Here is a 24,903-nt window from a genome sequence, read left to right on the forward strand (position 1 = left end):
TCCTTGGAACAACATACCCTGATCGTCAGCGACTACTGTCACCCTGGATAGATCATTAACGTTTTCTTGGGTGCTTCACGAATAAGGATGAGCCCTGGCACTTTGGTGCCAACGATTTTCATCCTCTTTCGACCCGGAACAATGCACCAAGCCCTGACCGCCGAGTTGACCGCCGGGTCCGACCGGCATCCGCACCGCAAGCCGGCTCCGGCGGATGCCGTCTACGACGCGCTTCCGGTGGGGATCGCTTTTCTCGACCGACAGCTCCGTTGTCTGCGGATGAACCGGCGCATGGGCGCAATGGCGGGGCTGCCCTCCTCCTCGGCGGCAGGGGTTTCGCTGGCCGGCCTCTGGCCGGAGGCGGAAGACGCATTGCGCATGGCCCTGCCGGCCGTCCTGGCGGGTACGGTGGTCGAGGGCATCCCGCTGACCGGTACCGACGCGGTGCTGGTCGCCGCGCTGCACCCCCACATCGACGAGTACGGAGCCGAGTTCCTCTGCATCGTGGAGGATCGCACCGAACACCGGCGGCGCGAGGCCGACCTCCGGCGGTTCGAGGACTGGCATCGCCACACGCTGGAGCAGAGCAACCTCTATCCCTGGAGCAGCGACCCCGACGGCACGCCGATGACGACGCCGCGCTGGCGCGACCGCATCGGCCTGTCCGCCGGGCAGATGACCGGGCAGGATGCCGGGCAGGACGCCACCGCCGAAGGTTGGAGCGCCGCACTCCACCCCGACGACCGCGCGCCCTTCGCCGCCGCCTGGGCCGTGGCGCTGAATAGCGGCACAGCGCTTGAAATCGACCTGCGCCTGCGCGTCACCGGAGAAGAGGCGCAAGGCGGCGACGGCCATCGCTGGTTCCGCCGCCGCGCCTCCGCCCACCGCGACGGGGATGGCCGCATCCTCCACTGGTACGGCACCGACGAGGACATCCACGAGCGCCGTCTGGCCGAGGATGCGCTCCGCGAGAGCGAGGACCATTACCGCCATTCGGTCGAGCTGAACCCGCAATTCCCCTTCACGCTCGATGCCGACGGCCAGCTTCTTGAGGTTTCGTCGCGCTGGCGCGCCCTGGTCGGCCTGACCCACGAAGAGACGCTGGGGCAGGGCTGGATGGGCGCCGTCCACCCCGACGACCTCGGGAGCACCATGGACAATTGGGCCGAGGCCATGGCGACTGGCGTTCGGATCGACCATGAAAAGCGCATCCGCATGGCCGACGGCAGTTATCGCTGGTTCCGCGGTCGTGCCGCCGCCCGGCGCGATGCGGCCGGCCGGGTCGTGCGCTGGTACGGCTCCACCGAGGACATCCACGAACGGAAGCTGACGGAAGCCGCCCTGCGCGAGAGCGAGGCCTTCGCCCGCCAGATCCTCGACAACACGCCGGAATGCGTCAAGGTGCTGGACATGGAGGGGCGGCTGACCTTCATGAGCATCCCCGGCATCGCCCTGATGGAACTCGACGGCTTCGGCAGCGTGAACGGCCGGCCCTGGGAATCCTTCTGGCCCGAGGACCGGCGGACGCAATTGCGGGCTTCGATGCAATCCGCGCGGCAAGGCGTCACCGCCCGTTTCATCGGCTTCTGCCCGACGGCCAAGGGCACGCCCAAATGGTGGGACAACCTCATCTGCCCCCTGCCCGGCCCCGATGGACGGCCGCAGCGGCTGCTGGCGATCTCCCGCGACATCACCGACATCCAACTGGCCCGGCAGAAGGCCGACGAGTCCACGGCCCTGCTGTCCGGGGTGCTGGAGAGCACGACCGACAGCGTGGTGTTCGTCGACCGCGACTGGCGCATCACCTACCGCAACCCGGCCGCCGCCATCATCCATGAAGGCTGCGGCATCCGGCTGGGCGACGACTTCTTCGCCGCCTTCCCGCAGCAGACCGACGCCCGCGCGCTGTTCCGCAAGGCGATGGTGGAGCAGCGCCCCGTGGTCTTCGAGGAGTTCCTCACGGCGCTCGGCGAATGGACGGAGATTCATGCCTTCCCCACCGCGCAGGGCCTGTCGGTGTTCTTCCGCAACGTCACCGAACGCCGCCGCATGGAAGAGGAACGGCGCGCCGCGCAGGAGAAGATCGCGCGTCTCGCCCGGCTGGATTCGCTGACCGGCCTGTCCAACCGCCTCGATTTCCAGGAAAGGCTGGAGCAGTCCCTGCGCGAGGCGACGCCGGATTGCGTGATGGCGGTCCACTACATCGACCTGGACCAGTTCAAGGCGGTCAACGACACGCTGGGCCACCCGGCCGGCGACGCGCTGCTGCGGCAGGTGGCCGACCGGCTGCGCGGCTGCATCGGCCCGGCCGACCTCGTGTCCCGATTCGGCGGCGACGAATTCGCCATTCTCCAGCCCGGCCTGTGGGGACCGGGCGAGGCGGAGGAGCTTGCCCGCTGCATCGTCTCCGCCCTGGCGCAGCCCTTCGACATCGACGGCGCCCAGATCCAGACCGGCACCAGCATCGGCATCGCCCTGTCCCACCGCGACGGGACCGACGCCGATACCCTGATAAAGGCGGCGGACATCGCGCTCTACCGCGCCAAGGCCGACGGGCGCAACACCCACCGCTTCTTCGCGCCGGAGATGGCGGAACGGCTGAAGGCCTTCCACGACCTGAAGCTCGGCCTGCACGACGCCCTCCGCCGCGACGAGTTCGAACTGCACTACCAGCCGCTGATCGCCACCGACGACGGCCATATCCGCGGCTTCGAGGCGCTGATCCGCTGGCGCCATCCGAGGCTCGGCCTGATCAGCCCGGCCGACTTCATCCCGGTGGCGGAGGAAACCGGCCTGATCGCCCCCATCGGCGAATGGGCCCTGCGCACCGCCTGCCGCGAGGCCATGCGCTGGCCGGACGGGATCGGGATCAGCGTCAACGTCTCCTCCGTCCAGTTCCGCAACAAGGGGCTGGTCGAGGCGGTGCGCAACGCCCTGGCCGACACCGGCCTCGCCCCCGGCCGCCTGGAGCTGGAAATCACCGAATCCGTCCTGCTGCAGGACGACGACACCAACCTCAACACCCTGCGCGAGCTGCGGGCGCTCGGCACCCGCATCGTCATGGACGATTTCGGCACCGGCTATTCGGCGCTGGGCTATCTCTGCCGCTTCCCCTTCGACAAGGTGAAGATCGACCGCAGCTTCGTCGCCGACCTGCCGCGCTGCACCGGCTCCACCGCCGTGGTGCAGGCGGTGGCCGGCATGGGCCGCAACCTCGGCATCGTCATCACCGCCGAAGGGGTGGAGGACCGGGCGCAGCTCGACGCCGTGCGGCGGCTGGGCTGCCACGAGGCGCAGGGCTTCCACCTCTCGCGCCCGATCCCAGCGGCGGAGGTGCCGGCGCTGATCAGCCGGCTGCAGGATGGCCGGCTGCAGGATGGCCGGCTGCAAGGTGGCCGACTGCAGGGCGATCGGCTTCAGGGCGCCCGACTTCAGAGGGGCGGCTGACCGCAACGCCTTCCGGCGCCGGCTGTTCTGGTACGGGAACGCTTCCCGCCAGGACGCCGCCCCGGAGGATACCCATGGCAAAGACCACCACCGACCACGACGAGATCCGCCGCTGGGCCGAAAGCCACGGCGGCAAGCCCGCCGTCGTCCGCAGCACCCATGATGAAAGCGGCGGCCGGAACCGCAAGACCGGTGTCGGCCTGCTGCGCCTGATGTTCCCCAAGGCCCGCCAGTCGAACCATGGCGAGTTGGAGGAGATCGACTGGAACGAGTTCTTCCGGCAGTTCGAGGACTCCAAGCTGGCGCTGCTCTACGAGGAGGGCTCCAACTTCAACAAACTGATCGGCCGCGACACCGCCGAGAAGCGGGAGCACGGCGACCACAAGGCGGCCCGGCACTGACGGATGCCGGGCGGGCATCGCCGTCAGTCCAAATCCAGCAGCGGGCCGAAGGCCTCCTCCAGGCTGGTGCGGTGCAGGCCGAGCTTCGCCGGGTTCCCGGGGGTCAGGTTCACGCTACGGATCAGCCGGCGCAGCACGCGGCCGTCGGCCACATCGACGTCGATGATGTTGATGCAGCCGTAATCCTGCTCGAAGGCCGACAGGGCGGACAGGCCGGCCCCGCAGGCCCAGGACAGCAGCATGCGGTTCACGCCGTCATGGGCGGCCAGCGCCAGATGGGTCCAGCCCGGTTCGCGCACCAGCGCCTCGATGGCCGACACCACCCGGTCGCGAACCGCCGCGAAGCCGTCGCCGCCGGCAAAGCTTCCCTCTTCGCTGGCTGCGTCGAAGCCGTAGACATAGGCGGCTTCGCGGCTCTCCTTCGGAACGCCGGCCAGCCGCCCGGCGCGGATTTCCAGGAAGGCCGGATGGTCCTCCACGGCCAGCCCATGCGGTTCGGCGACCAGTTCCGCCGTCTGCCGCGTGCGGGCGAGGCCGGAACACAACACGCGGTCGAGCGGCGCGGCGGAGAGCAGCGCACCGGCCGCCCGCGCCTCCTCCCGCCCGCGTTCGGTCAGGGCGGCCAGCTTCGGGTTCAGCGGCTTGCCGTCGGCATCGTAATAGGCGACATGCCCGTGGCGGAGCAGGTAGAGGCGCCGCCGCGCGACGGTGCCGTCCAGCGGGGCGAACAGGCTCATCGCCCCGGTCCCGGCGTTTCGGGTTTCGGCGTCGCGGGCTTCGAAATTTCCGCCGCCAGCCGCTTCGGATTGCTCACCGCCAGCCTTGCCCGCGTGATGTCCTTCAGCACCGCCCGTAGGGCGGCCTGCCGTTCGGGGGAATCGAACCCTCCGCCGTCGATGTCGGTGCAGAGCCGGGGCAGCAGTTCCCGCAGATCGCCCTTGGCATCGATGAGTCTGCCCACCGCGTCGGCAAGCTCCGCTTCGCCCTTGCCGCCGGCCGCCAGCTCGCGTTCGGCCACGCCGAGCGCGTTGGCGATCATCAGCGCGGTGAAGCGCTGGTCGGCCGGGATCACCGGCAGGATCGACTCGCGGAAGCTGCGGAGCGCGATGGCGACGAGGTCGCCGGCCTTGGGATCGTCGTTGATCATACGAAACCTCCGCGCGCCGCGACGGCGTCCAGGTGCAGCAACAGGTCCATTTCGATCTCCGGCAGCATCCGCCCGGTCAGCGCCAGTTCCAGCGACGGTTCGGTGCCGGAGATGTGGCGGTCGGCCTGCTGGATCGCGATCACCGCCCAGCGCATGCAGGCGGCGGCTTCCCAATAGGCGACGGCATGGGGGTCCACGGGACGGCCGGCGGTCTCCTCGTAGCCGGCATAGAAATCGGCGCGGTCGGCGATGCCGCCGGCTTCACGGTCGTTGCGGCCGAAGCGCCAGCAGGCGGCGCAGAACCAGCCGAGATCCTCCATCGGGTCGGACCAGCCCGCGAACTCCCAATCGATGATGGCGGACAGCCGGCCGTCCTCGACCATGTAGTTGCCGGTGCGGTAGTCGCGGTGGCACAGCACGAGATCGCCGGCGGGCGGCGCGTTGCGCTCCAGCCAGCGCAGGCCGTAGGCCAGCACCGGATCGGTCGCCGCATAGCGCCCGGCCCAATGGCGGAAATCATGGGCGGCCTGCCGCGCCGGCGTCGGCTCGGGCAGCGGCAGGAACTCCAGCCCCGCCGTCCCCGGCCGCACACGATGGATCAGGCCGAGCTGCCGGCCGAGTTCGCGGGCCAGATCGCGCTGCGGCGCGTCGCTCTTGACGATGCGGAAGCCGGCGGCGATGCCCGCCGCCCGCCGCATGATGTAGAAGGGCGCGCCCAGCATCGCCGGGTCGGCGCCGACGAACAGCGGTTCCGGCACCGTGGCGCCAGTGGCGAATACGGCGCCGAGGACCGCCGCCTCCTGCGCCTTGCCGAGGCTGGCCGACACGCCGGACGCGGAGCCGGTGCGCAGCACGCAGGCATGGCGGCCGTCCAGCCGCCCCCCGTCGATCTCCAGCGTCACCGCCAGATTGAGCGAGATGGCGCCGCCGCTGAGACGCCCCTCATCGATCACCGTCACGGCCCTGGCCCCGGCCTGCCCGGCCAGCCAGGACTCCAGCGCCGCCTTCCGCTCCGCGGTCAGGCCGGTCCCGCCGCCGCTCATCGCCAGCCCCAGAAATCGTCGCCCTCGGCGAGATAGCTGCGGCTCAGCACCATCTTGTGGACCTCCGACGCGCCGTCGACCAGCTTGGCCTGCCGGGCGTAGCGGTAGATCCATTCCAGCACGGTGTCCTTGGAATAGCCGCGCGCGCCGCAGAGCTGGATCGCCGTGTCCGCCGCCTTGAACAGCGTGTCGGCGACCTGGACCTTGGCCATCGACACTTCCTTGCGGGCAAAGCTGCCGCTGTCCAGCGCGTGCGCCGCCTTCATGGTCAGCAGGCGGCCGATCTCGATCTGCATCGCCGTCTCGCCCAGCATCCACTGCACGCCCTCATGCTCGGCCAGCGGCATGCCGAAGCTCTCGCGCTCCTTCACGTAGGCCGCGGCGATCTCCAGGCAGCGCTTGGCGAGACCGGTCCAGCGCATGCAGTGGGTCAGCCGCGCGGGACCGAGGCGGATCTGCGTCGCCTTCAGTCCGTCGCCGACCTTCATCAGCACATTCTCGTCCGGGATCTCCAGCCCCTCGAAGATCAGCTCGCAATGGCCGCCATGTTCTTCCGGCCCCATGATCGGGATGCGGCGTTCGATGCGCCAGCCCGGCTGGTCCTTGTCGAACAGGAAGGCGGTCAGCCCCTTCCGCGGATCGTCCGAGGTGCGGGCCATCAGGATGAAGTGCTGCGCCGCGTCGGCCCCGGTGATGAACCATTTCCGGCCCGAAACGACCCAGCGGTCGCCCTTGCGCTCCGCCCTGGTCATCATCATCGACGGGTCGGAGCCGCCGCCGGGATGCGGTTCGGTCATGGCGAAGGCGCTGCGCACCCGGCCCTCGACGATGGGGGCGAGCCAGCGCTCCTTCTGGGCCGGCGTGCCGACCATGCTGAGAAGCCGCATGTTGCCGTCGTCGGGGGCGGCGGCGTTGAAGCAGACCGGCCCGAAGATGGAACGGTTCATCTCCTCGTAGCAGGCGGCGACCCCGACCATCGGCAGCCCCTGCCCGCCGACGTCCTTCGGCAGCTGCAGGGTCCACAGCCCGGCGGCCTTGGCCTTGGCGCGCAAGGCCGCCAGCGGGGCATCGGCGATGTTCTCGTGCTCGTCCCAGTTGGCGCGGTCGGCCTCGACCGGGAGGATCTCCTCCTCGACGAAGGCGCGCACACGGCGGCGGTAGTCGTCCAGCTCCGGGGGAAGGGTGAAGTCCATGGAACGGCTCCGTTCTTTACAGGGAGGACACCAGATGGCCGCCGTCGACGGCGAGGACCGATCCGGTCATGTAGGCGCCGGCGTCCGACGCCAGCAGCAGCAGCGGGCCGTCCAGATCGGCCAGCCGGCCGAGCCGGCGCTGCGGGATGCGCTTGACCAGCGCCTTGCCGGCATCGCTGGCAAAGAAGTCGGCGTTCAGCTCGGTCTCGACATAGCCGGGGCACAGCGCGTTGACGCGGATGCCGTAGCGGGCCAGTTCCAGCGCCATCGCCTTGGTCAGATGCACCAGCCCGCCCTTCGCGGCGATGTAGGACGAAACCTGGCCGGCAACCCGCATGCCGAGGATCGACGCGATGTTGACGATCGCCCCGCCCCGCCCGCCGGCCTGCGCGTCGTCGCGCATGCGCCGCGCCACCTCGCGGGCGACGCGGGCGCAGCCGGTCAGGTTGGTGTCGACCACCCGGTCCCACTCCTCCTCGCTCATGTCGAGGAAGGGGCGCGTGGCGGTCACGCCGGCATTGTTGACCAGGATGTCGATGCGGCCGAGCCCGTCCCAGGCCTGAGCGACCGCCGCGGAGACGGAGGCGGAGTCGGTGACGTCCATCGCGACGACCAGGGCGGTGCCGCCCGCGGCCTCGATGGCGGCCTTCGTCTCGGCGAGCGCGTCGGTGCGCCGGGCAGCCAGCGCCACGCGGGCGCCCGCCTGCGCCAGAACCCCGGCGAAATGGCGGCCCAGGCCGCTCGACGCGCCGGTGACCAGCGCCGTCCTGCCGGTCAGGTCGATGGTGAAGCTCATGCTTCCTCCCGAGTTTGGGCCGTGGTTGGGCCTTGGTTGGGCCGTGGATCGGCGGTGGTTGGATTTTTCCTTGGGCCCCGCCGCGGACGCTTCGAACAGCGCCCTTGAAAAATCGAGCGAGCGCTCGCTTTATATCCCTGAAGCCCCGTCCTGTGCAAGAACGATTAGCGTCACGAACGATTGGACCAGACCGCATGAGCAGCTTTCAGGAGTTCCAGGCCCGGCACGACCTGTCGATGGAGGCGCTGTGCGCCCGCATCCTGGAACGCCATGCCGCGACCATCCGGGTGAAGAAACCGGCGGTCGCCATCGGCAATCTGGCGCGCATCGTGGAGACGACCCTGACGCTGGCGAACCGCAAGGGCTTCCATTCCATGAGCCTGCGCGACCTGACCGAACAGTCGGGGCTGAGCATGGGGGCGCTCTACGCCTATTTCGACAGCAAGGACACGCTGCTGATGATGATCCTGGGGCAGGTCGTCGGCGTGGTGGAGGTGGTGCTGGGCCGGCCGCCGGAAGCGCTCGCGGCCGATCCCGCCGGCCGGCTGCGCTGGCTGCTGGAAACGCACCTCTATCTCACCGAGGCGATGCACCCCTGGTTCGTCTTCGCCTATATGGAGGCGAAGGCCTTTCCCAAGGAGGGCCGCGAACTCGCCGTCAGCAGCGAGATGATGACGGAATCGATGATCGCCGACGCGCTGGCCGACGGCGTGGCCCGCGGGCTGTTCGCGGTGCCGGACGTGACGATGGCGGCGGCGCTGATCAAGCCGATGCTGCAGGACTGGTACGTGAAGCGCGCCAAGCACCGCCGCCGCGGCGTCACCCCGGATCTCTACGCCGAGCAGATGATCGCCTTCGTCGAGGCGGCGGTGGGATCGAGGAGGGTCCAGGCGGCGGGGCGCTGATCCGCAAGGAAAAGCGGTCGCCGCCCGGATTGCCGGGTTACTTCACCAGCGGGCAGCCGCCCTTGTCCATCGGGCGATAGGCCTCGTCGCCCGGAATGGTGGTCAGCACCTTGTAATAGTCCCACGGCCCCTTGGACTCTTCCGGGGACTTCACCTGCATCAGGTACATGTCGTGGACCATGCGGCCGTCGGCGCGCAGCTTGCCGCCCTTGGCGAAGGCGTCGTTCACCGGCGTCTCGCGCATCTTCGCCACCACCGCCTTGGCCTCGTCGGTGCCGGCGGCCTCGATGGCCTTCAGGTAATGGCGCACGGCGGAATAGCTGCCGGTCTGGATCATGCTGGGCATCTTGCCGGTCCGGGCCATATAGGCCTTGGCGAAGGCGCGGCTGTCGTCGTCGCGGTCGGCGTTCCAGCCATCCATCAGCACCAGCCCCTGCGCCGCCTTCAGCCCGAGGGAATGCACGTCGGTGGGGAACATCAGCAGGCTGGCCAAGGTCTGCCCGCCCTGCGGCAGGCCGAACTCCTGCGCCTGCTTGATCGAGTTGGCGGTGTCGCCGCCGGCATTGGCGAGCGCGATGACCTTCGCCCCCGACCCCTGCGCCTGCAGCAGGTAGGAGGAGAAGTCGGCGGTGTTCAGCGGATGCCGGACGGAGCCGGTGATCTTGGCGCCGTTGGCCTTCAGCACCTCGGTCAGCGACTGCTCCAGCGCATGGCCGAAGGCATAGTCCACGGTCAGGAAGTGCCAGCTGTCGCCCAGCATCTTGGCGCCCGCCTTGCCCATGCCCTGGGCCAGCGCATAGGTGTCGTAGGTCCAGTGGGCGGTGGTCGGCGAACAGGCCTCGCCGGTCAGCTGCGCGGCGCCGCCGCCGGAGATCAGGAAGACGCGGTTCTTGCGCTTGGTGATGTCCTGCACCGCCAGGGCAACGGAGGAGGTCGGGACGTCGACGATCACGTCCACCTGCTCGGTGTCGATCCACTTGTTGACCAGCGACGCGCCGATGTCCGGCTTGTTCTGGTGGTCGGCGAAGATCACCTCGATCGGCTTGCCGGCGACCTTGCCGCCCATCTCCTCCACCGCCATGCGCACCGCCTCGACCGAGCCCATGCCGGTCGGGTCGGCATAGACGCCGCTCATGTCGTTGAGGACGGCGATCTTGACCTTGTCATCGGAGATCTGGGCGTGTGCGGCCCCGGCGATCAGCGCCGCGGAACAGACCCCGGCGGCCAGAATCCAGCGTTTCATGATTTTCCCTCCCTGTTGGTTGGTTTTTCTCGGGTGGTCAGAAGGCGACGTTGTCGCCGCCCTTGGTCTGCAGCATCGCGCGCGCCTCTTCCGGCGTGGCGATCTCCAGGCTCAGTTCCTCCAGGATGCGGCGGATCCTGGCGACCTGCTCGGCGTTGGAGGTCGCCAGCTTGCCGCGGCCGGCATAGAGGCTGTCCTCCAACCCGACGCGGACGTTGCCGCCGAGGATGGCGCTCAGCGTGACGAAGGACATCTGGTGGCGGCCGGCGGCCAGCACCGACAGGCAATAGTCGTTGCCGAACAGCCGGTCGGCCGTGGCCTTCATGTGCATCAGATTTTCAGGATCGGGGCCGATGCCGCCGAGGATGCCGAAGATGCATTGCGTGAAGAAGGGCGGCTTGACGATGCCGCGGTCGGCGAAATGCGCGAGATTGTAGAGATGGCCGACGTCGTAGCACTCGAACTCGAACCGGGTGCCGGCGTCGCCCAGCTCGCGCATGCCGCGTTCGATCTGGGCGAAGGTGTTGGACAGGATGAAGTCGGTGGTCGACTCCAGATAGGGCTTCTCCCAGCCGTGCTTGAAGCTGCCGAACTTCGACACGGCGCCGGAGATGTTGAAGTTCATCGAGCCCATGTTCATCGACGCCACTTCCGGCTGCGCCCGCTTGGCCGCGGCCAGCCGCTCGTCCAGCGTCATGCCCAGCCCGCCGCCGGTGGTGATGTTCAGGATGGCGTCGGTCTGCTGCTTGATGCGCGGCAGGAACTCCATGAACAGGTCGGGCGAGGGCGAGGGCTTGCCGGTTTCCGGGTCGCGGGCGTGCAGGTGGAGCATCGCCGCACCGGCCTCCGCCGCCGCCACGGCATCGCGGGCGATCTCGTCCGGCGTGACCGGCAGGTGGGGCGACATGGTCGGCGTATGGATCGAGCCGGTCACGGCACAGGTGATGATGACCTTGTCGGCGCGCTTCATCGGGTTTTCCCTCCCTTTGTTTACCGTGATGTCTTTTCGGTGATGTCGGGTGCGGTCAGGAGCCGCTGCGCAGGCTCCGCCGTTCCTGCTGGAGCGTCTCGATAAGCGCCAGGAGCAGCCGGTCGCGCTCCTGCGCCAGATCGGCCTGCGACCGGCCGTGCAGCGCCTCCCGCATGCCGGCGGTCAGCTGGTCGCGCAGCTCCGGCGTCAATGCCGGGGTGCCGAGATCCCGCCACCAGTCCTCCATCGCCGGGCCGATGTGGTCGAGGAAATGCGACATTCCGCCCGCGCCGCCCGCGAGATTGAAGATCATGTTCGGGCCCATGATCGCCCAGCGCAGGCCCGGCCCTTCGGCGATGGCGGTGTCCACATCCTCCACGCTGGCCAGCCCGCTGGCGACCGCATGGACCGCCTCGCGCCAGAGCGCCGCCTGCAGGCGGTTGGCGAGATGGCCGGGCACCTCGCGGTTCAGGCGGATCGGGCGCTTGCCGACCGCGCGGTAGAAGGCGAGCAGCCATTCGATCGTGCCGGCAGCCGTGTCCCGGCCGCCGACGACCTCCACCAGCGGGATCAGGTGCGGCGGGTTGAAGGGATGGCCGACAGCGAAGCGCCCCGGCACCCGGCAGCCCTGCTGCAGCTCGCTCATCATCAGGCCGGAAGTGCTGGAGGCCACGATCACGTCGTTGTCCAGCGCCTCCTCCAGCGCGGCGTAGAGCGCGCGCTTGACCTCGTGGCGCTCCGGCGCGTTCTCCTGGACGAAGCGGGCGCCGCGCGCCGCGTCGCGCGGGTCGGTGTGGAAGCTCCACTTCTCCGGATCGGCGCCGGGGGCGAGACCCAGCCGCTCCAGCGCCGGCCAGGCTTGGGCGATCAGGCCGCGCACCGCCGCTTCCGCGGCGGGGTTGGGGTCGCTGACGGCGACGCTCATCCCCCTGGACAGGAACACCGCCGCCCAGCTGGCGCCGATGGTGCCGGCGCCGATGACGGCGACGCGCCCGACCGCGCCGGGATCGGGGGCCGCCGGCCCCTGTAGCTCCGATCGGGTGCCGGCCCGGTCGGCCATTCTATTGGCCGGTGGATCGGCCGGTGGATTTGCTGTCATGGTCCTCCCCGGATGTTCTGGTTTTGCCCGGGCGTTTTGCCGAGGCCGTTCATCAGCAGGTCGATGGACTGGGCGGCGATGTCGTGGGGGCTGAGCCCGCCGTTGGGCCGATACCAGCGGGCGATCCAGCTGAGGGCGCCCGCCACGGTGAAGGCGGCGATCTTCGGGTCGCAGGGCGCGATGCAGCCCTCGGCGATGCCGCGTTCGATCAGGCGGCGGAACTTGCGGTCGATGCTGCGCTTCAGGGACCGCAGCGTGCGGCGGCTTTCCTCGGTGAGCGGTTCCTCGCCGACGCGGATCACGCACATGCCGAAATCCATGGTGACGATCTCCGCATATTTGCGCATCACCGCGATCAGCTCGCCATAGGCGCTGCCGTCATGGCCGGCCACGTCGTTGGAGGCCTCGTCGAGCATCTCCAGCCCGATGCGCACGCACTCGAAGAGGATCTCCTCCTTGTTGCGGACGTAATAGTAGATGGTCGGCTTGGTGACGTTCAGGCGCCGCGCGATGTCGTCCAGCGAGGTATTGTGGTAGCCCATCTCGTTGAAGGCCCGCGCCGCCGTCCGCAGCACGGCGATGCGCTTCGCCTCCCGCTCCGTCTGGCGGTCGGCGGCAGCCTTCCATGGCGATCCGCTGTCCCCACTGTCCTGCATCGCGGCTTCCTGCATCGCGTCGTCACTCCCTTCCGGCACGCACCCATTCCCCAGCCTTGGCACTCCCCTCCGCTTCTGTCCATCAGGCCAAAGAGCGCAACAACAGGCGCACCGGCCGGGCCATATTGATCGCCACACACACTGTTGACCGACGCATCAATCTGCCTCATCCTACTCTCAAGTAACATGCCTTCCAACAAGTATGTTGAGTGGGCGAACATTAAGGGAGAGGAACGCATGGACAGCATCGCCACCGCCCGGACCGACAGCATCGGCGCAGCGCTTGCCCGCAGCGCCCGACGCAATGCCACGCGAACCGCCCTCTCCTACGAGGAGCGGGACTGGAGCTTTTCCGGCCTGCACCGGGCCGCGCTGCGGGTGGCCCGCCGGCTTGGCGACCTGGGCATGCGTCCCGGCGACCGGGTGGCGGCCTATGGCCGCAACTCCGACGCCTATATGATCGCCTGGCTCGGCTGCGCCATCGGCGGCTTCATCCATGTGCCGATCAACTACGCCCTGACCGGCGAGGAACTGTCCTACATCGTCGAGCAGTCGGGCTCCCGCATGGTGCTGCACGATCCCGACCTCGCCGCGAACCTGGAGGGCGTGCGCGCCGCCGGCCGGGTGGAGCGGTTCGGCACGCTGACGGACGGCGATGCCGGCGGCCTGGACATCCTGGCGGTGGCGCTCGACGAAACCGCCCCGGCGGAGGTCGATACGGCGGTGCGCGCCGATGACGTGGCGCAGCTTCTCTACACCTCCGGCACCACGGCGGCGCCGAAGGGCGCGATGATGACGCATGGCGCGCTGCTGGCGGAGTATCAGAGCTGCATCTACAGCTGCCGCCTGGACCAGGACGACCGCTCGCTGGCGGCGCTGCCGCTCTACCATTCGGCGCAGATGCATGTGTTCGTCATGCCGCAGCTGCTGATCGGCGCGACGACGCGGCTGATCCAGGCCCCGGCGCTGAAGCGCTGCCTGGAGCTGATCGAGCGCCACGGCATCACCTCCTTCTTCGCGCCGCCGACGGTCTGGGTCGGGCTGCTGCGCCATGCCGATTTCGACGCGCATGACCTGTCCTCGCTGCGCAAGCTCTATTACGGCGCGTCGATCATGCCGGTGCCGGTGCTGCAGGAGCTGCGCCAGCGGCTGCCCGGCGCCCAGGCCTTCAACTGCTACGGCCAGAGCGAGATCGGGCCGCTCGCCACCGTCCTGCGGCCGGAGGAGCATGAGGCGCGCCCCGCCTCGGCCGGGCGTCCGGTGCTGAACGTCGAGACGCGCGTCGTCGATCCCGACATGAACGACGTGCCCCCCGGCACCCATGGCGAGATCGTCCACCGCTCTCCCCAGCTGATGGTCGGCTATTGGGGCAAGGAGCAGGAAACGGCGGAGGCCTTCACCGGCGGCTGGTTCCATTCCGGCGACGTCGGCTATTTCGACGAGGAGGGCTATCTCTACATCGTCGACCGCATCAAGGACGTCATCAACACCGGCGGCGTCCTGGTCGCCAGCCGCGAGGTGGAGGAGGCGATCTACACCCATCCCGCGGTGGCGGAGGTGGCGGTGGTCGCCCTGCCCGACCCGAAATGGATCGAGGCGATCAGCGCCTTCGTCGTTCTGCGCGACGGCCAGACCGCGACGGAGGAGGAACTGGTCGCCCATGTCCGCCAGCATCTGGCCCATTTCAAGGTGCCGAAGCGGATCGAGTTCCTCGACACCCTGCCCCGCAACACCGCCGGCAAGCTGCTGAAGCGCGAACTGCGCAAGTCCTACGGCGCCTGAGCCCCATTGGCCGCACTACGGGCCACACTCCAGGCCGTATTCAAGGATCGAAAGCGATGAACCACGCCTTCGCCGCGGGCCGCACCCGCCTGCCCGCCACCCTCCCGGAGCGCGCGTGATGGAAGGAACCATCCGCAAGGCCGCGGTGATCGGCGCCGGATCCATGGGATCGGGCATCGCCGCGCAGTTCGCCAACGGCGGCGTGCCGGTTCTGCTGCTCGACGTCGCCGGCCCCGGCGAAGACCGTGCCGCCCCGGCCCGTGCCGGCCTGGAACGGCAGTTGAAGGCGCAGGGCTTCATGGCCCCGTCCGCCGCGAATCTGGTGAGTGTCGGCTGCATCGAGGACGATCTGGCCGCCGTCGCCGACGCCGACTGGATCGTCGAGGCGGTGGTGGAGGATCCGGAGATCAAGCGCCGGCTGTTCGCCCGGCTGGACGGGCTGCGCAAGCCGGGGGCGGCGGTATCCTCCAACACCTCCACCATCCCGCTGGCGCAGTTGACGGAGGGGGCGTCGGAGGCCTTCCGCCGCGACTTCCTCATCACCCATTTCTTCAACCCGCCGCGCCACATGCGGCTGATGGAGCTGGTCGCCGGCCCCGGCACCGCGCCGGAAACCGCCGCCCTGGTCCGCGATGCCGCGGAGAGGGTGCTGGGCAAGACCGTGGTCGACTGCCGCGACACGCCGGCCTTCATCGCCAACCGGCTGGGTTGCCATTGGATGTCGGTCGCCGCCATCGAGGCGCTGCGCCACGGCCTGACGGTGGAGCAGGCGGACGCCGTGGCCGGCGCGCCGTTCGGCGTGCCGCGCACGGGCATCTTCGGGCTGCTGGATCTCGTCGGCATCGATCTGGTGCCGCTGGTCTGGGGCAGCCTGCTGGGCGCCCTGCCGCCCGAGGACGCCCACCATCGCCACGATCCGACCACCGAGCCGCTGATCCGCCGCCTGATCGCCGAGGGCCGGATCGGGCGCAAGGCCAAGGGCGGCTTCTACCGCCTCGCCCCCGGCAGCAAGGCGCGCGAGGCGCTGGACCTCGCCACCGGGGAGTACCGTCCGCAGGCCGAGGCCACCGCCAACCGCGATCTGGCGGCGCTGATCCGGCAGGAGGATGCGGCCGGACGCTATGCCTGGGCCGTGCTGTCCAACAGCATCGCCTATGCCGCCGCCGTGGCGGGGGAGATCGCCGACGACGTGGCGGCCATCGACACCGCGATGCGGCTCGGCTATGGCTGGGCCGAGGGGCCGTTCGCGCTGGCCGACCGGGTCGGCTGCGCCGCCATCGCCGACCGGCTGGCGGAGGAGGGGCGCGACGTGCCGCCGCTGCTCGCCGCCGCCGCGGCAGAGGGCGGCTTCCACCGCCGTGGCGCCGCCGGGCGGGAGACCAGAACCACCGCCGGAGCCTGGACGACGGTCCGCAGGCCGCAAGCCATGCCCGACCTTGCCGAGGTGAAGGAGCGCGGGCCGCGCTTCGCCGGCAACGGATCGGCGTCGGTCTGGGATCTGGGCGACGGCGTCGCCTGCCTGGAATTCCACACCAAGATGAACGCCATCGACCAGGGCATCCTCGCCATGGTCGCGGAAGCGGCGGAGCGGGTGCCGGCGGAATTCCGCGCGCTCGTCCTCTACAACGACAATCCGCGCGCCTTCTCCGCCGGGGCCAATCTCGGCTATTTCGTCGAGCGGCTGGAGGCGGAGGATTTCGCCGCGCTGGAACGCTTCGTCGATCAGGGGCAAGCGGCCTTCCGCGCCCTGAAGCACGCCGCCATCCCGGTGGTCGGCGCGCCGGCCGGGCTGGCGGTCGGCGGCGGCTGCGAGGTGCTGCTGCATTGCGACGCGATCCAGGCCCATGCCGAAACCTATATCGGGCTGGTCGAGCTGAAGGTCGGCATCATTCCGGGCTGGCGCGGCACGGCGGAACTGCTGCTGCGCTGGGGCCGCCGGTCCGACCGGCCCGAAGGCCCGATGGGAACCGCCCGGGCGGCCTTCGAAACCATCGCCGGGGCGCGCATCACCGGTTCGGCGTTGGAGGCGCGGGCGCTCGGCTATCTGCGGCCGGAGGACGGCATCACCATGGGCCGCGACCGGCTGCTCGGCGACGCCAAGGCGAAGGCGCTGACGCTGTCCGATGGCTACCGTCCGCCCGGCATCGGCTCCGTCACCCTGCCGGGGCCGGCGGGGCGGGAGGCGCTGCAGGCCATCGTCCGCGGCCGGCGGGAGGACGGGCAGGCCAGCCCCCATGACGAGGTGGTCGCGGGCTGGCTGGCCGACGCCTGCTGCGGCGGTCCCGAGGCCGGGCCGCAGACCCCCGTCGACGAGGACGCGCTCGCGGCGCTGGAGCGGGAGGCCCTGTCCGCCCTGATCCGGGAACCGGCCACCCGCGCCCGCATCCGGCACATGCTGGACACCGGCAAGCCCCTGCGGAATTGAGGAGCAGAACCATGTCCGTGTATCAGCCGCCGATCCAGTCCATGCGCTTCCTGGTCCATGAGGTGCTCCGCGCGCCCGCGATTCTGGCGGAAGCCGGGTGGGACGAGGTGTCGGGCGACCTGTTCGACGACGTGCTGTCCCAGGCCGGACGCATCGCCGCGGAGGTGCTGTTCCCCCTGAACCGTTCCGGCGACGAGGAGGGGGTGCGCGTGGAGGCGGATGGCGTGCGCATGCCCGCCGGCTTCGGCGACGCCTACCGCGCCTGGCGGGAGGGCGGCTGGAACGGGCTGGCCGGCGATCCCGCCTATGGCGGACAGGGCATGCCGGCGCTGCTCGACACGCTGGTGACGGAGATGGTGTGCGGCGCCAACCTCGCCTTCAGCATCGTGCCCGGCCTGACCCAGGGCGCCATCCGCGCCATCGCCGCCCATGCCGGCGACGCGCTGAAGGATGCCTATCTGCCGCGGATGATCTCCGGCGACTGGACCGGCGCCATGGCCCTGACCGAGCCCCATGCCGGCACCGATCTCGGCCTGCTGCGCACGCGGGCGGAGCCGGCGGCGGACGGCAGCCATCGCCTGACCGGCCAGAAGATGTTCATCTCCTCGGCCGACCACGACCTGACCGACAACCTCGTCCATCTGGTGCTGGCGCGCCTGCCCGATGCGCCGCCGGGCACGCGGGGCATCAGCCTGTTCCTGGTGCCGAAGCGGCTGCCGGACGGCTCCCGCAACGGCTGGGCCGTGCTGTCGTCGGAACAGAAGATGGGCCTGCACGCCTCGCCCACCTGCGTGGTGTCCTACGAAGGGGCGGTGGGCTGGATGGTGGGGCAGCCGCATCGCGGCCTGCCGGCCATGTTCACCATGATGAACCACGAACGGCTGTTCGTCGGCATCCAGGGCATCGGCGTCGGCGAATGCGCCGCGCAGTCCGCCCTGGCCTATGCGCGCGAGCGCGAACAGGGACGGGCTCCCGACGGGCCGCGCACCCCCGGCCGGCCGGCCGATGCGATCATCCATCTGCCCGACGTGCGGCGGATGGTGCTGACCGCCCGCGCGCTGACCGACGCCGGCCGGGCGCTCGCCGCCTGGACCGCCTTGTGGATGGACCGCGCCCGCCATGGCGGCGATCCCGCATTGGCGGAGGAGGCGGAGGATTGGGCGGCCCTGCTGACACCGGTCATCAAGGCGGCCGGCACCGATTTCGGCTTCGAGGCGGCGGTGCTGGCCCAGCAGGTCATGGGCGGTCACGGCTATATCCGCGACAACGGGGTCGAGCAGCTGGTCCGCGACGTGCGCGCGACGCAGATCTATGAAGGGACGAACGGAGTCCAGGCGCTCGACCTCGTGCAGCGCAAGCTGACGCTGCATGGCGGCCGGCCGGTCGCCCGCCTGTTCGCGGCCATCGACGCGGCGGCGAGGGATCTGGAGGCCGAACCGCTCACCCGCGACATCGCCGGCCCGTTGCGCGACGCGGCGGAGCGGCTGCGCGGCGTGGTGGCATGGCTGGCGGAAGCGGGAGCGCGCAGCCCCCTCGCCCCGGCGGCGGCGGCGGCGGACACGCTGAAGCTGATGGCGCTGGTGAGCTATGGCTGGATGTGGGGACTGATGGCGACCGCGGCGGCACGGCGGCCGGAGGGTTACGACCGGGCCTATCTGGACGGACGGATCGGCCTCGCCCGCGTCTTCGCCAACCGCCTGCTGCCCGAGACCGTGGCGCTGGATCTACGCATCCGCAGTGGCCACGACAGCCTGTTCGACCCCGGCCTGACGGACGATCTGGCCGCCCTGGACGGCTAGAATGCGGTCGGTTCAAGCGGAAATGCCTGAGCCATGACCCACACCGAATAGCCAAAAGCCTGGAGACCCCTCGGGTGCTAGGATAGGCATCCGACGGACTCCAGGCTTCGGGAGAACGCGGGTTGACGCAGGTCAACGCGGATTGCGCGAAGATCTGCTCTCCTTGTGCAATGGGACCGGTTCGACCAGAAGCGCTCCAATAGCGGCTGACACAGCCTGTTTTGGGAGGACGCGACATGAAAATGCGGATGCTCGTTCCCCTTCATACCTATCCCGATGGCAACCCCGACAGCATTGCCCGGCAGGTGGCGATGTATGCCCGGCATCTGCAGGCGGATGTCTGCGCTCTCGCCTGCAACATCGATCTGCCGAATGCATCCAGCCTGCTCGGCACCCTGGCCATCAACGTACCCGCGATGATCCGGGAGGCGAAGGCCGGAAGCCGCGCGCGGTCGACGGCCCTGATCGGCGCCATGAAGGCTGAGCTGGACCCGTTGGGGATTCCTCTGCGCACCCTGGAGGCCGAGCGCTATCCGGCGGAGTTCGGGGAGATCATCGCCCGAGAGGCGCGCTATCACGACATCGTCCTGTTCGGGATGGGCCCGCGGGACGGAACCTCGCGCCTGACCGCAGAGGCCGTGATCTTCGCGTCCGGCCGTCCGGTCCTTCTGGTTCCGGAAGCGGGGCCGGCCATTGTCCCGGACCATGTGGTGATCGCCTGGGACGGCGGAAGCGCCGCCGCGCGGGCCGTGTCCGACGCCCACGCCTTCCTGCGCCGCGCCGGAACCGTCACCATCGTCACGGTGGCGGGCGAAAAGGTTCCGATGGAGGAAGATGCGGGCGACCGGTTGGCGGAGTATCTGGCCGACCACGACATCGATGCCGGGCTGGCCCGGCTGCAGAGCGACGGCCGACCCATCGCCGACATCCTGCAGGCGCATGTGCAGGAAGTCGGCGCGGGGCTGCTGGTCATGGGCGGTTTCGGCCATTCCCGGATGAGGGATTTCGTCCTGGGCGGCGCCACACGGGGAATGCTGGACGATCTTCGGGTGCCGGTGCTCGTCTCGCACTGACCGCGGCAGGCGCCGCGTTCATCGGAGTCCCGCATTCATCAGCCGATTGCGGGAACTCCGCCGCGGCCGGCGGCCAGGACCGCAACCCCACGCTGGTAAGCGCCATGATTTCCCTGATCCACCAGCTCGGCTATAGGGTCGTCGCCGAAGGCGTGGAGACCCTCACCGCTCTGGACATGCTGTCCGAACTGGGGTGCGACGAAGTGCAGGGGTACCACATCGCGCGGCCGATGACGGCGGCGGTGTTCGAGGGTTGGTTGCGCGACCACCCGCAAGTTGCGGGCTGACAAGCCGGGGCCAACCCCGGCCGATCAGCCGAGGGCACCGTCCTGCCCACCCTCATCCATCAGGCCGGAACCATCAGGCCGGAACCATCAGACAGGGTCCATCAGGCCGGGATTTGCTGCCAGCCCAGCCGCTTGTAGCGCGCTTCCAGAATGGTCGGTGTCGCGCATGCGTAACCGAACCAGACCCCCGCCAGCATGAGGGCCCCGCTGGGCCAAAGCAGCAGGCCGATGACGGTCAGAACCGCATGGATCGCGCTGTGCATCCACTCGCCCTTGGACGCGAAATAGAACGGGCCGCCCAGGAACGCCCAAAGACCGTCCTTGTTGGACACGGCTTCCGTCTGGCCGGTCGCAGGGTTTTTGAAGATCGTGGCCGATGACGGCTGTGCCATGTTCGTCTCCTAGACTTTCCCGCCCTACTCTGGACGACGGTCTCCGCATACGTCCCTTCCGGTAGCCGGCTTTCCCGCATGGTGGACAATCCGGCATATGAAGGGTCGCCTGCAGACCCTCATTCCACGGCCGCGCCCTCCCCGTTTCCGGTTCCGCGCAGGACTTCCAGGAACCGCTCCAGCACCAGATTCGGTTGCGCGCCCTTCTTGGTCACCACCTGGAACTCCAGGGCATGATGGTAGGTGTCGGGCAGCAGCGCCCGCATCATGCCGCGCTCGACCCATTGCCGGGCGTAATGGGTGGGCAGAAAGCCGACATAGCATCCGGTGAGGATCAGGAAGGCCACGCCCTCGCGGTCGGTCGCCGTCGCGGTGTTGTTCAGCTCATGGGGAAGCTGCGCCTGGGTCGGGGCCACGGCGTCGGCGGCCTCGACCGCCTCCCGCGTCACCGCCGCGTCGGAATGGTCGAACAGCGGATGGCCGTCGCCGCAGTAGAGCAGCGACTCTTCCTGGTAGAGCGGAAGGCCCGCCAGCCCCGGCAGGCCTCTGCGCACGGGAACGACGCCGACGTGCAACTGCCCGTCCAGCACGCCGCGCTCGATTTCATTGGGCGGGATCATGCGGATGTTGACGCGGACCTCCGGCGCAAGCTGCTTCAGGCTGCGCAGGGCGTGGGTCACCCGCATCTGCGGCATGGTGACGAGGTTGTCGGTGATGCCGATGTTCAGCTCGCCGCGCAGGCGGCCGTGAACGGTGTTGATCTCGCTGCGGAAGCTCTCGGCGCTGGCGAGCAGGCGCAAGCTCGCCTCATAGGCCAGATGCCCTTCGTCGGTCAGCCGGAAGCCCGCCCGACCGCGACGGCAGAGCGTGAGGCCGAGCCGCCGTTCAAGATCCGCCATGTGCTGGCTGATCGCCGCCCGGCTGATGTTCAACTCCACCTCGGCGGCGGAAAAGCCGCCGCACTCCACCACGGTTCGGAACACGCGCAGCAGCCGGATGTCGGCATCGCCGATCGGGGCCAGGGACCGGGGGGGCTTGCTCATGCGGGGACCATGGTTTGGGGCGGGATAGTTAAGTACCGGGTTATGTGAAGTTCTTATAGTTTGGATTTAATCGCAACCTGGAAGCGCGCACACTCACCGCCCACAGCACCCCCGACAGACGCCACCCAACAGATGCGGGAGAACAGCGGATGGCCCCCCTGGACAACGATCATGCCAACGCCCTCAGCAAGGCTGCCGGACTGACGCGCGAGGAACTCGACGCCTATTGGATGCCGTTCAGCGGCAACCGTCAGTTCAAGAACAACCCCCGCATGATTGTGAAGGCGGAAGGGAGCTGGTACTGGGACGCCGAAGGCCGCAAGATCTACGACAGCCTGTCCGGCCTGTGGTGCAGCGGCGCCGGCCATTGCCGCCGCGAGATCTCCGAAGCGGTCGCCCGCCAGATCGCCGAGCTGGATTACAGCCCGGCCTTCCAGCACGGGCATCCGGCCGCCTTCAAGCTGGCGCACAAGCTGGCGTCGATGACCCCGGCCGGCCTCGACCATGTCTTCTTCGTCGGCTCGGGCTCCGAGGCGGCCGACACCTCGCTGAAGATGGCGCGGGCCTATTGGCGGATGAAGGGTCAGCCGACCAAGACCAAGCTGATCGGCCGGTCCAAGGGCTATCACGGCGTCAATTTCGGCGGCACCAGCCTGGGCGGCATCGGCGGCAACCGCAAGCTGTTCGGCACCGGCGTCGATGCCGACCACCTGCCCCACACCCTGCTGCCGCAGAACCTGTTCGTGAAGGGCATGCCCGAGGAAGGCGCCTTCCTGGCGGACGCGCTGGAGGAGCTGGTGGCGCTGCACGACGCCTCCAACATCGCCGCGGTGATCGTCGAGCCGCTGGCCGGCTCGGCCGGCGTGCTGCCGCCGCCGAAGGGCTACCTGCAGCGGCTGCGCGAGATCTGCGACAAGCATTCCATCCTGCTGATCTTCGACGAGGTCATCACCGGCTTCGGCCGCATGGGCGCCCCCTTCGGCGCCGATGCCTTCGGCGTGGTGCCGGACATGATGAACGTCGCCAAGGGCCTGACCAACGGCGCCGTCCCGATGGGGGCCGTCGTGGCGAAGCGCGACATCTACCAGGCCTTCATGGACAATGGCGGGCCGGAATACATGGTGGAGTTCCCGCACGGCTACACCTATTCCGCCCATCCGGTCGCCTGCGCCGCCGGTCTGGCCGCGCTCGACATCTTCGAGCGGGAGAAGCTGTGGGAAAAGGCGGCGGCGCTGGCGCCGCATTTCGAAAACCTGATCCACGGGCTGAAGGGGCTGAAGAACGTCGCCGACATCCGCAACTACGGCCTGACGGGCGCCGTCACCATCGCGCCGCTTCCGGGCGAGCCGGCCCGCCGGCCCTACGAGATCGGCGAGAAGTGCTGGAAAGCCGGCTATTACGTGCGCTTCGGCGGCGATACGCTCCAGTTCGGCCCGCATTTCCACAGCGAGCCGGCCGACCTCGACCGCCTGTTCGACGTCGTCGCCGACGCCATCCAGGCGACGGCGTAAGGGCCGCGGCCGAAGAGCAACGGCCGAGCACTGCCCTCACCCTTCCCTCCTCCGCCCGGCGGGGGAGGATGGGTGGGGGGTCCGACTTCGCAAAGACAAACACCCTCAGGAACCGCCCCATGCCTATCGTTCCGCATCTGATCGGCGGCAAGACCGAAGCCCCGGCCGACAGCCGCACCGCCGACATCGTCAATCCCGCCACCGGTGACGTGGCCGGTCAGGTCGCCTTGGCGTCGCGTGCCACCGTGGAAGAGGCCATCGCCGCCGCCGAGGCCGCGTTTCCGGCCTGGCGCGCCACGCCGCCGGCCAAGCGCGCCCGCATCATGTTCCGCTTCAAGCAGCTGCTGGAGGAGAATGCCGACCGCATCTGCGCGCTGATCACGGCGGAGCACGGCAAGGTCCTGGACGACGCCTTCGGCGAGCTGACCCGCGGCATCGAGAATGTTGAATATGCCTGCGGCGTGCCGGAACTGCTGAAGGGCGAGTTCTCCAAGAATGTCGGCCCGGCCATCGACAGCTGGTCGGAGTTCCAGCCGCTGGGCGTCGTCGCCGGCATCACGCCGTTCAATTTCCCGGCGATGGTCCCGCTGTGGATGTACCCCATCGCCATCGCCTGCGGGAACACCTTCGTCCTGAAGCCGTCGGAGCGCGACCCCAGCTCCGCCCTGCTCATCGCCCAGCTGGCAGAGCAGGCCGGGTTGCCGCCGGGCGTGCTGAACGTCGTCAATGGCGACAAGGAGGCGGTGGACACGCTGCTGACCGATCCGCGGGTGCAGGGCGTCAGCTTCGTCGGCTCCACCCCCATCGCCGAGTATGTCTATTCGACCGCAAGCGCGAAGGGCAAGCGGGTGCAGGCGCTGGGCGGGGCCAAGAACCACGCCATCGTCATGCCTGACGCCGACCTCGACAACGCGGTCAGCGCGCTGATGGGTGCGGCCTACGGTTCCTGCGGCGAGCGCTGCATGGCGATCTCCGTCGTGGTGGCGGTGGGCGACGAGGTGGCCGACCGGCTGAAGGACAAGCTGTCGGCGGCGCTGCGCGACCTGAAGGTCGGCGCCGGAACCTCGGCCGGCTGCGAGATGGGACCGCTGGTCACCCGCGCGCATTACGAGAAGGTCAAGGCCTATGTCGACCAGGGCGTCGCCGAGGGGGCGGAGCTGGTGGTGGACGGCCGCGGGCTGGTGGTGCCGGGGCATGAGAACGGCAACTTCCTGGGCGGCTGCCTGTTCGACCGCGTCACCCCGGACATGACCATCTATCGGGAAGAGATCTTCGGACCGGTCCTCTGCCTCGTCCGGGTCAAGACGATGCAGGAGGGCATGGACCTGATCGACGCCCACGAGTACGGCAACGGCACCTGCCTGTTCACCCGCGACGGCGAGGCCGCCCGCTATTTCGGCGACATGATCAAGGTCGGCATGGTCGGCATCAACGTGCCGCTGCCGGTGCCGGTCGCCTACCACAGCTTCGGCGGCTGGAAGCGATCGCTGTTCGGCGATCTGTCGGCCTATGGGCCGGACGGCGTGCGCTTCTACACCCGGCGCAAGACCATCACCCAGCGCTGGCCGACCGGCGGGCTCCGCGAGGGCGCCCAGTTCGCCTTCCCATCCATGAAGTAAAGCGGCTTTGAGGTAGTACAGCTTTGTCTGCCGCGACGCCGGTGCCGGTGGGGGCGCCGGCGTCGCAACAGC

At 69.3% G+C, this 24,903-nt stretch carries 21 protein-coding genes; 10 read left to right on the forward strand and 11 right to left on the reverse strand.

The window, feature by feature from the left end:
- Positions 1-141 precede the first annotated feature (141 nt).
- A complete protein-coding gene (locus DM194_RS13880; protein ID WP_162630032.1) occupies positions 142-3,447 on the forward strand; it encodes a bifunctional diguanylate cyclase/phosphodiesterase in 3,306 nt (1,101 codons plus the stop codon).
- A gap of 74 nt (positions 3,448-3,521) precedes the next feature.
- The gene (locus tag DM194_RS13885) at positions 3,522-3,848 is read left to right on the forward strand and encodes a hypothetical protein (protein ID WP_111068187.1); all 327 of its coding nucleotides are present in this window, start codon (positions 3,522-3,524) and stop codon (positions 3,846-3,848) included.
- 23 nt (positions 3,849-3,871) lie between these two features.
- On the opposite strand, the gene DM194_RS13890 is transcribed toward DM194_RS13885, so the two are convergent.
- From DM194_RS13890 to DM194_RS13910, 5 genes are read right to left on the reverse strand one after another with little or no spacing between them, the layout of a single operon-like run.
- Positions 3,872-4,585, reverse strand: a complete 714-nt coding sequence (locus tag DM194_RS13890; RefSeq protein ID WP_111068188.1) for a histidine phosphatase family protein — start codon at positions 4,583-4,585, stop codon at positions 3,872-3,874.
- Positions 4,582-4,995, reverse strand: a complete 414-nt coding sequence (locus DM194_RS13895) for a DUF6285 domain-containing protein (protein ID WP_111068189.1) — start codon at positions 4,993-4,995, stop codon at positions 4,582-4,584. Before DM194_RS13895 ends, DM194_RS13890 begins: the two co-directional genes overlap by 4 nt.
- Positions 4,992-6,038: a phosphotransferase family protein gene (locus DM194_RS13900; RefSeq protein WP_111068190.1), complete on the reverse strand. Its 1,047-nt coding sequence runs from the start codon at positions 6,036-6,038 to the stop codon at positions 4,992-4,994. The genes DM194_RS13895 and DM194_RS13900 overlap by 4 nt, the downstream gene beginning before the upstream one ends.
- Positions 6,035-7,231: an acyl-CoA dehydrogenase family protein gene (locus DM194_RS13905; protein ID WP_111068191.1), complete on the reverse strand. Its 1,197-nt coding sequence runs from the start codon at positions 7,229-7,231 to the stop codon at positions 6,035-6,037. Before DM194_RS13905 ends, DM194_RS13900 begins: the two co-directional genes overlap by 4 nt.
- Before the next feature lie 16 nt (positions 7,232-7,247).
- Positions 7,248-8,027, reverse strand: coding sequence for a glucose 1-dehydrogenase (locus DM194_RS13910; RefSeq protein ID WP_111068192.1), 780 nt, complete (start codon positions 8,025-8,027; stop codon positions 7,248-7,250).
- A gap of 194 nt (positions 8,028-8,221) precedes the next feature.
- Between DM194_RS13910 and DM194_RS13915 the strand changes: the two genes are divergently transcribed.
- Entirely contained in the window at positions 8,222-8,932 is a 711-nt protein-coding gene (locus DM194_RS13915; RefSeq protein WP_111068193.1) for a TetR/AcrR family transcriptional regulator, read from the forward strand.
- A gap of 37 nt (positions 8,933-8,969) precedes the next feature.
- On the opposite strand, the gene DM194_RS13920 is transcribed toward DM194_RS13915, so the two are convergent.
- The 4 genes from DM194_RS13920 to DM194_RS13935 are packed head-to-tail and all read right to left on the reverse strand — an operon-like array spanning position 8,970 to position 12,939.
- Positions 8,970-10,175 carry an ABC transporter substrate-binding protein gene (locus DM194_RS13920; RefSeq protein WP_111068194.1) on the reverse strand — a complete coding sequence of 402 codons (1,206 nt, stop codon included), beginning with the start codon at positions 10,173-10,175 and terminating at the stop codon, positions 8,970-8,972.
- Positions 10,176-10,212: 37 nt separating this feature from the next.
- Complete coding sequence (gene kce / locus DM194_RS13925) at positions 10,213-11,145, reverse strand: 3,5-dioxohexanoate:acetyl-CoA acetone transferase (RefSeq protein WP_111068195.1); 933 nt, start codon at positions 11,143-11,145, stop codon at positions 10,213-10,215.
- Between the two features lie 55 nt (positions 11,146-11,200).
- Positions 11,201-12,205, reverse strand: a complete 1,005-nt coding sequence (locus tag DM194_RS13930; protein WP_111068196.1) for a 3-hydroxyacyl-CoA dehydrogenase NAD-binding domain-containing protein — start codon at positions 12,203-12,205, stop codon at positions 11,201-11,203.
- 35 nt (positions 12,206-12,240) lie between these two features.
- Positions 12,241-12,939: a TetR/AcrR family transcriptional regulator gene (locus DM194_RS13935; RefSeq protein WP_246024400.1), complete on the reverse strand. Its 699-nt coding sequence runs from the start codon at positions 12,937-12,939 to the stop codon at positions 12,241-12,243.
- A gap of 198 nt (positions 12,940-13,137) precedes the next feature.
- Here DM194_RS13935 and DM194_RS13940 point away from each other — a divergent pair, with 198 nt between their 5' ends.
- From DM194_RS13940 to DM194_RS13960, 5 genes are all read left to right on the forward strand, one after another.
- Positions 13,138-14,682, forward strand: coding sequence for a fatty acyl-CoA synthetase (locus tag DM194_RS13940; RefSeq protein ID WP_111068197.1), 1,545 nt, complete (start codon positions 13,138-13,140; stop codon positions 14,680-14,682).
- Positions 14,683-14,800: 118 nt separating this feature from the next.
- Positions 14,801-17,107: a 3-hydroxyacyl-CoA dehydrogenase/enoyl-CoA hydratase family protein gene (locus tag DM194_RS13945; RefSeq protein WP_111068198.1), complete on the forward strand. Its 2,307-nt coding sequence runs from the start codon at positions 14,801-14,803 to the stop codon at positions 17,105-17,107.
- Between the two features lie 11 nt (positions 17,108-17,118).
- The gene (locus DM194_RS13950) at positions 17,119-18,906 is read left to right on the forward strand and encodes an acyl-CoA dehydrogenase C-terminal domain-containing protein (RefSeq protein WP_111068199.1); all 1,788 of its coding nucleotides are present in this window, start codon (positions 17,119-17,121) and stop codon (positions 18,904-18,906) included.
- A gap of 248 nt (positions 18,907-19,154) precedes the next feature.
- A complete protein-coding gene (locus tag DM194_RS13955; RefSeq protein WP_246024401.1) occupies positions 19,155-19,979 on the forward strand; it encodes a universal stress protein in 825 nt (274 codons plus the stop codon).
- Between the two features lie 104 nt (positions 19,980-20,083).
- Entirely contained in the window at positions 20,084-20,266 is a 183-nt protein-coding gene (locus tag DM194_RS13960; RefSeq protein ID WP_111068201.1) for an EAL domain-containing protein, read from the forward strand.
- Between the two features lie 101 nt (positions 20,267-20,367).
- On the opposite strand, the gene DM194_RS13965 is transcribed toward DM194_RS13960, so the two are convergent.
- Positions 20,368-20,658 carry a hypothetical protein gene (locus tag DM194_RS13965; protein ID WP_111068202.1) on the reverse strand — a complete coding sequence of 97 codons (291 nt, stop codon included), beginning with the start codon at positions 20,656-20,658 and terminating at the stop codon, positions 20,368-20,370.
- A 119-nt stretch (positions 20,659-20,777) separates the two neighbouring features.
- Positions 20,778-21,701 carry a LysR family transcriptional regulator gene (locus tag DM194_RS13970; protein WP_111068203.1) on the reverse strand — a complete coding sequence of 308 codons (924 nt, stop codon included), beginning with the start codon at positions 21,699-21,701 and terminating at the stop codon, positions 20,778-20,780.
- A gap of 149 nt (positions 21,702-21,850) precedes the next feature.
- On the opposite strand from DM194_RS13970, the gene aptA reads away from it, so the two are divergent.
- Together aptA and DM194_RS13980 are read left to right on the forward strand one after the other, a co-directional pair.
- Positions 21,851-23,212 carry an omega-aminotransferase AptA gene (gene aptA, locus DM194_RS13975; protein ID WP_111068204.1) on the forward strand — a complete coding sequence of 454 codons (1,362 nt, stop codon included), beginning with the start codon at positions 21,851-21,853 and terminating at the stop codon, positions 23,210-23,212.
- Between the two features lie 119 nt (positions 23,213-23,331).
- Positions 23,332-24,831 carry a CoA-acylating methylmalonate-semialdehyde dehydrogenase gene (locus DM194_RS13980; protein WP_111068205.1) on the forward strand — a complete coding sequence of 500 codons (1,500 nt, stop codon included), beginning with the start codon at positions 23,332-23,334 and terminating at the stop codon, positions 24,829-24,831.
- The last annotated feature ends 72 nt before the right edge of the window (positions 24,832-24,903 follow it).

The sequence above is a fragment of the Azospirillum ramasamyi genome, assembly GCF_003233655.1.
Classification (GTDB): domain Bacteria; phylum Pseudomonadota; class Alphaproteobacteria; order Azospirillales; family Azospirillaceae; genus Azospirillum; species Azospirillum ramasamyi.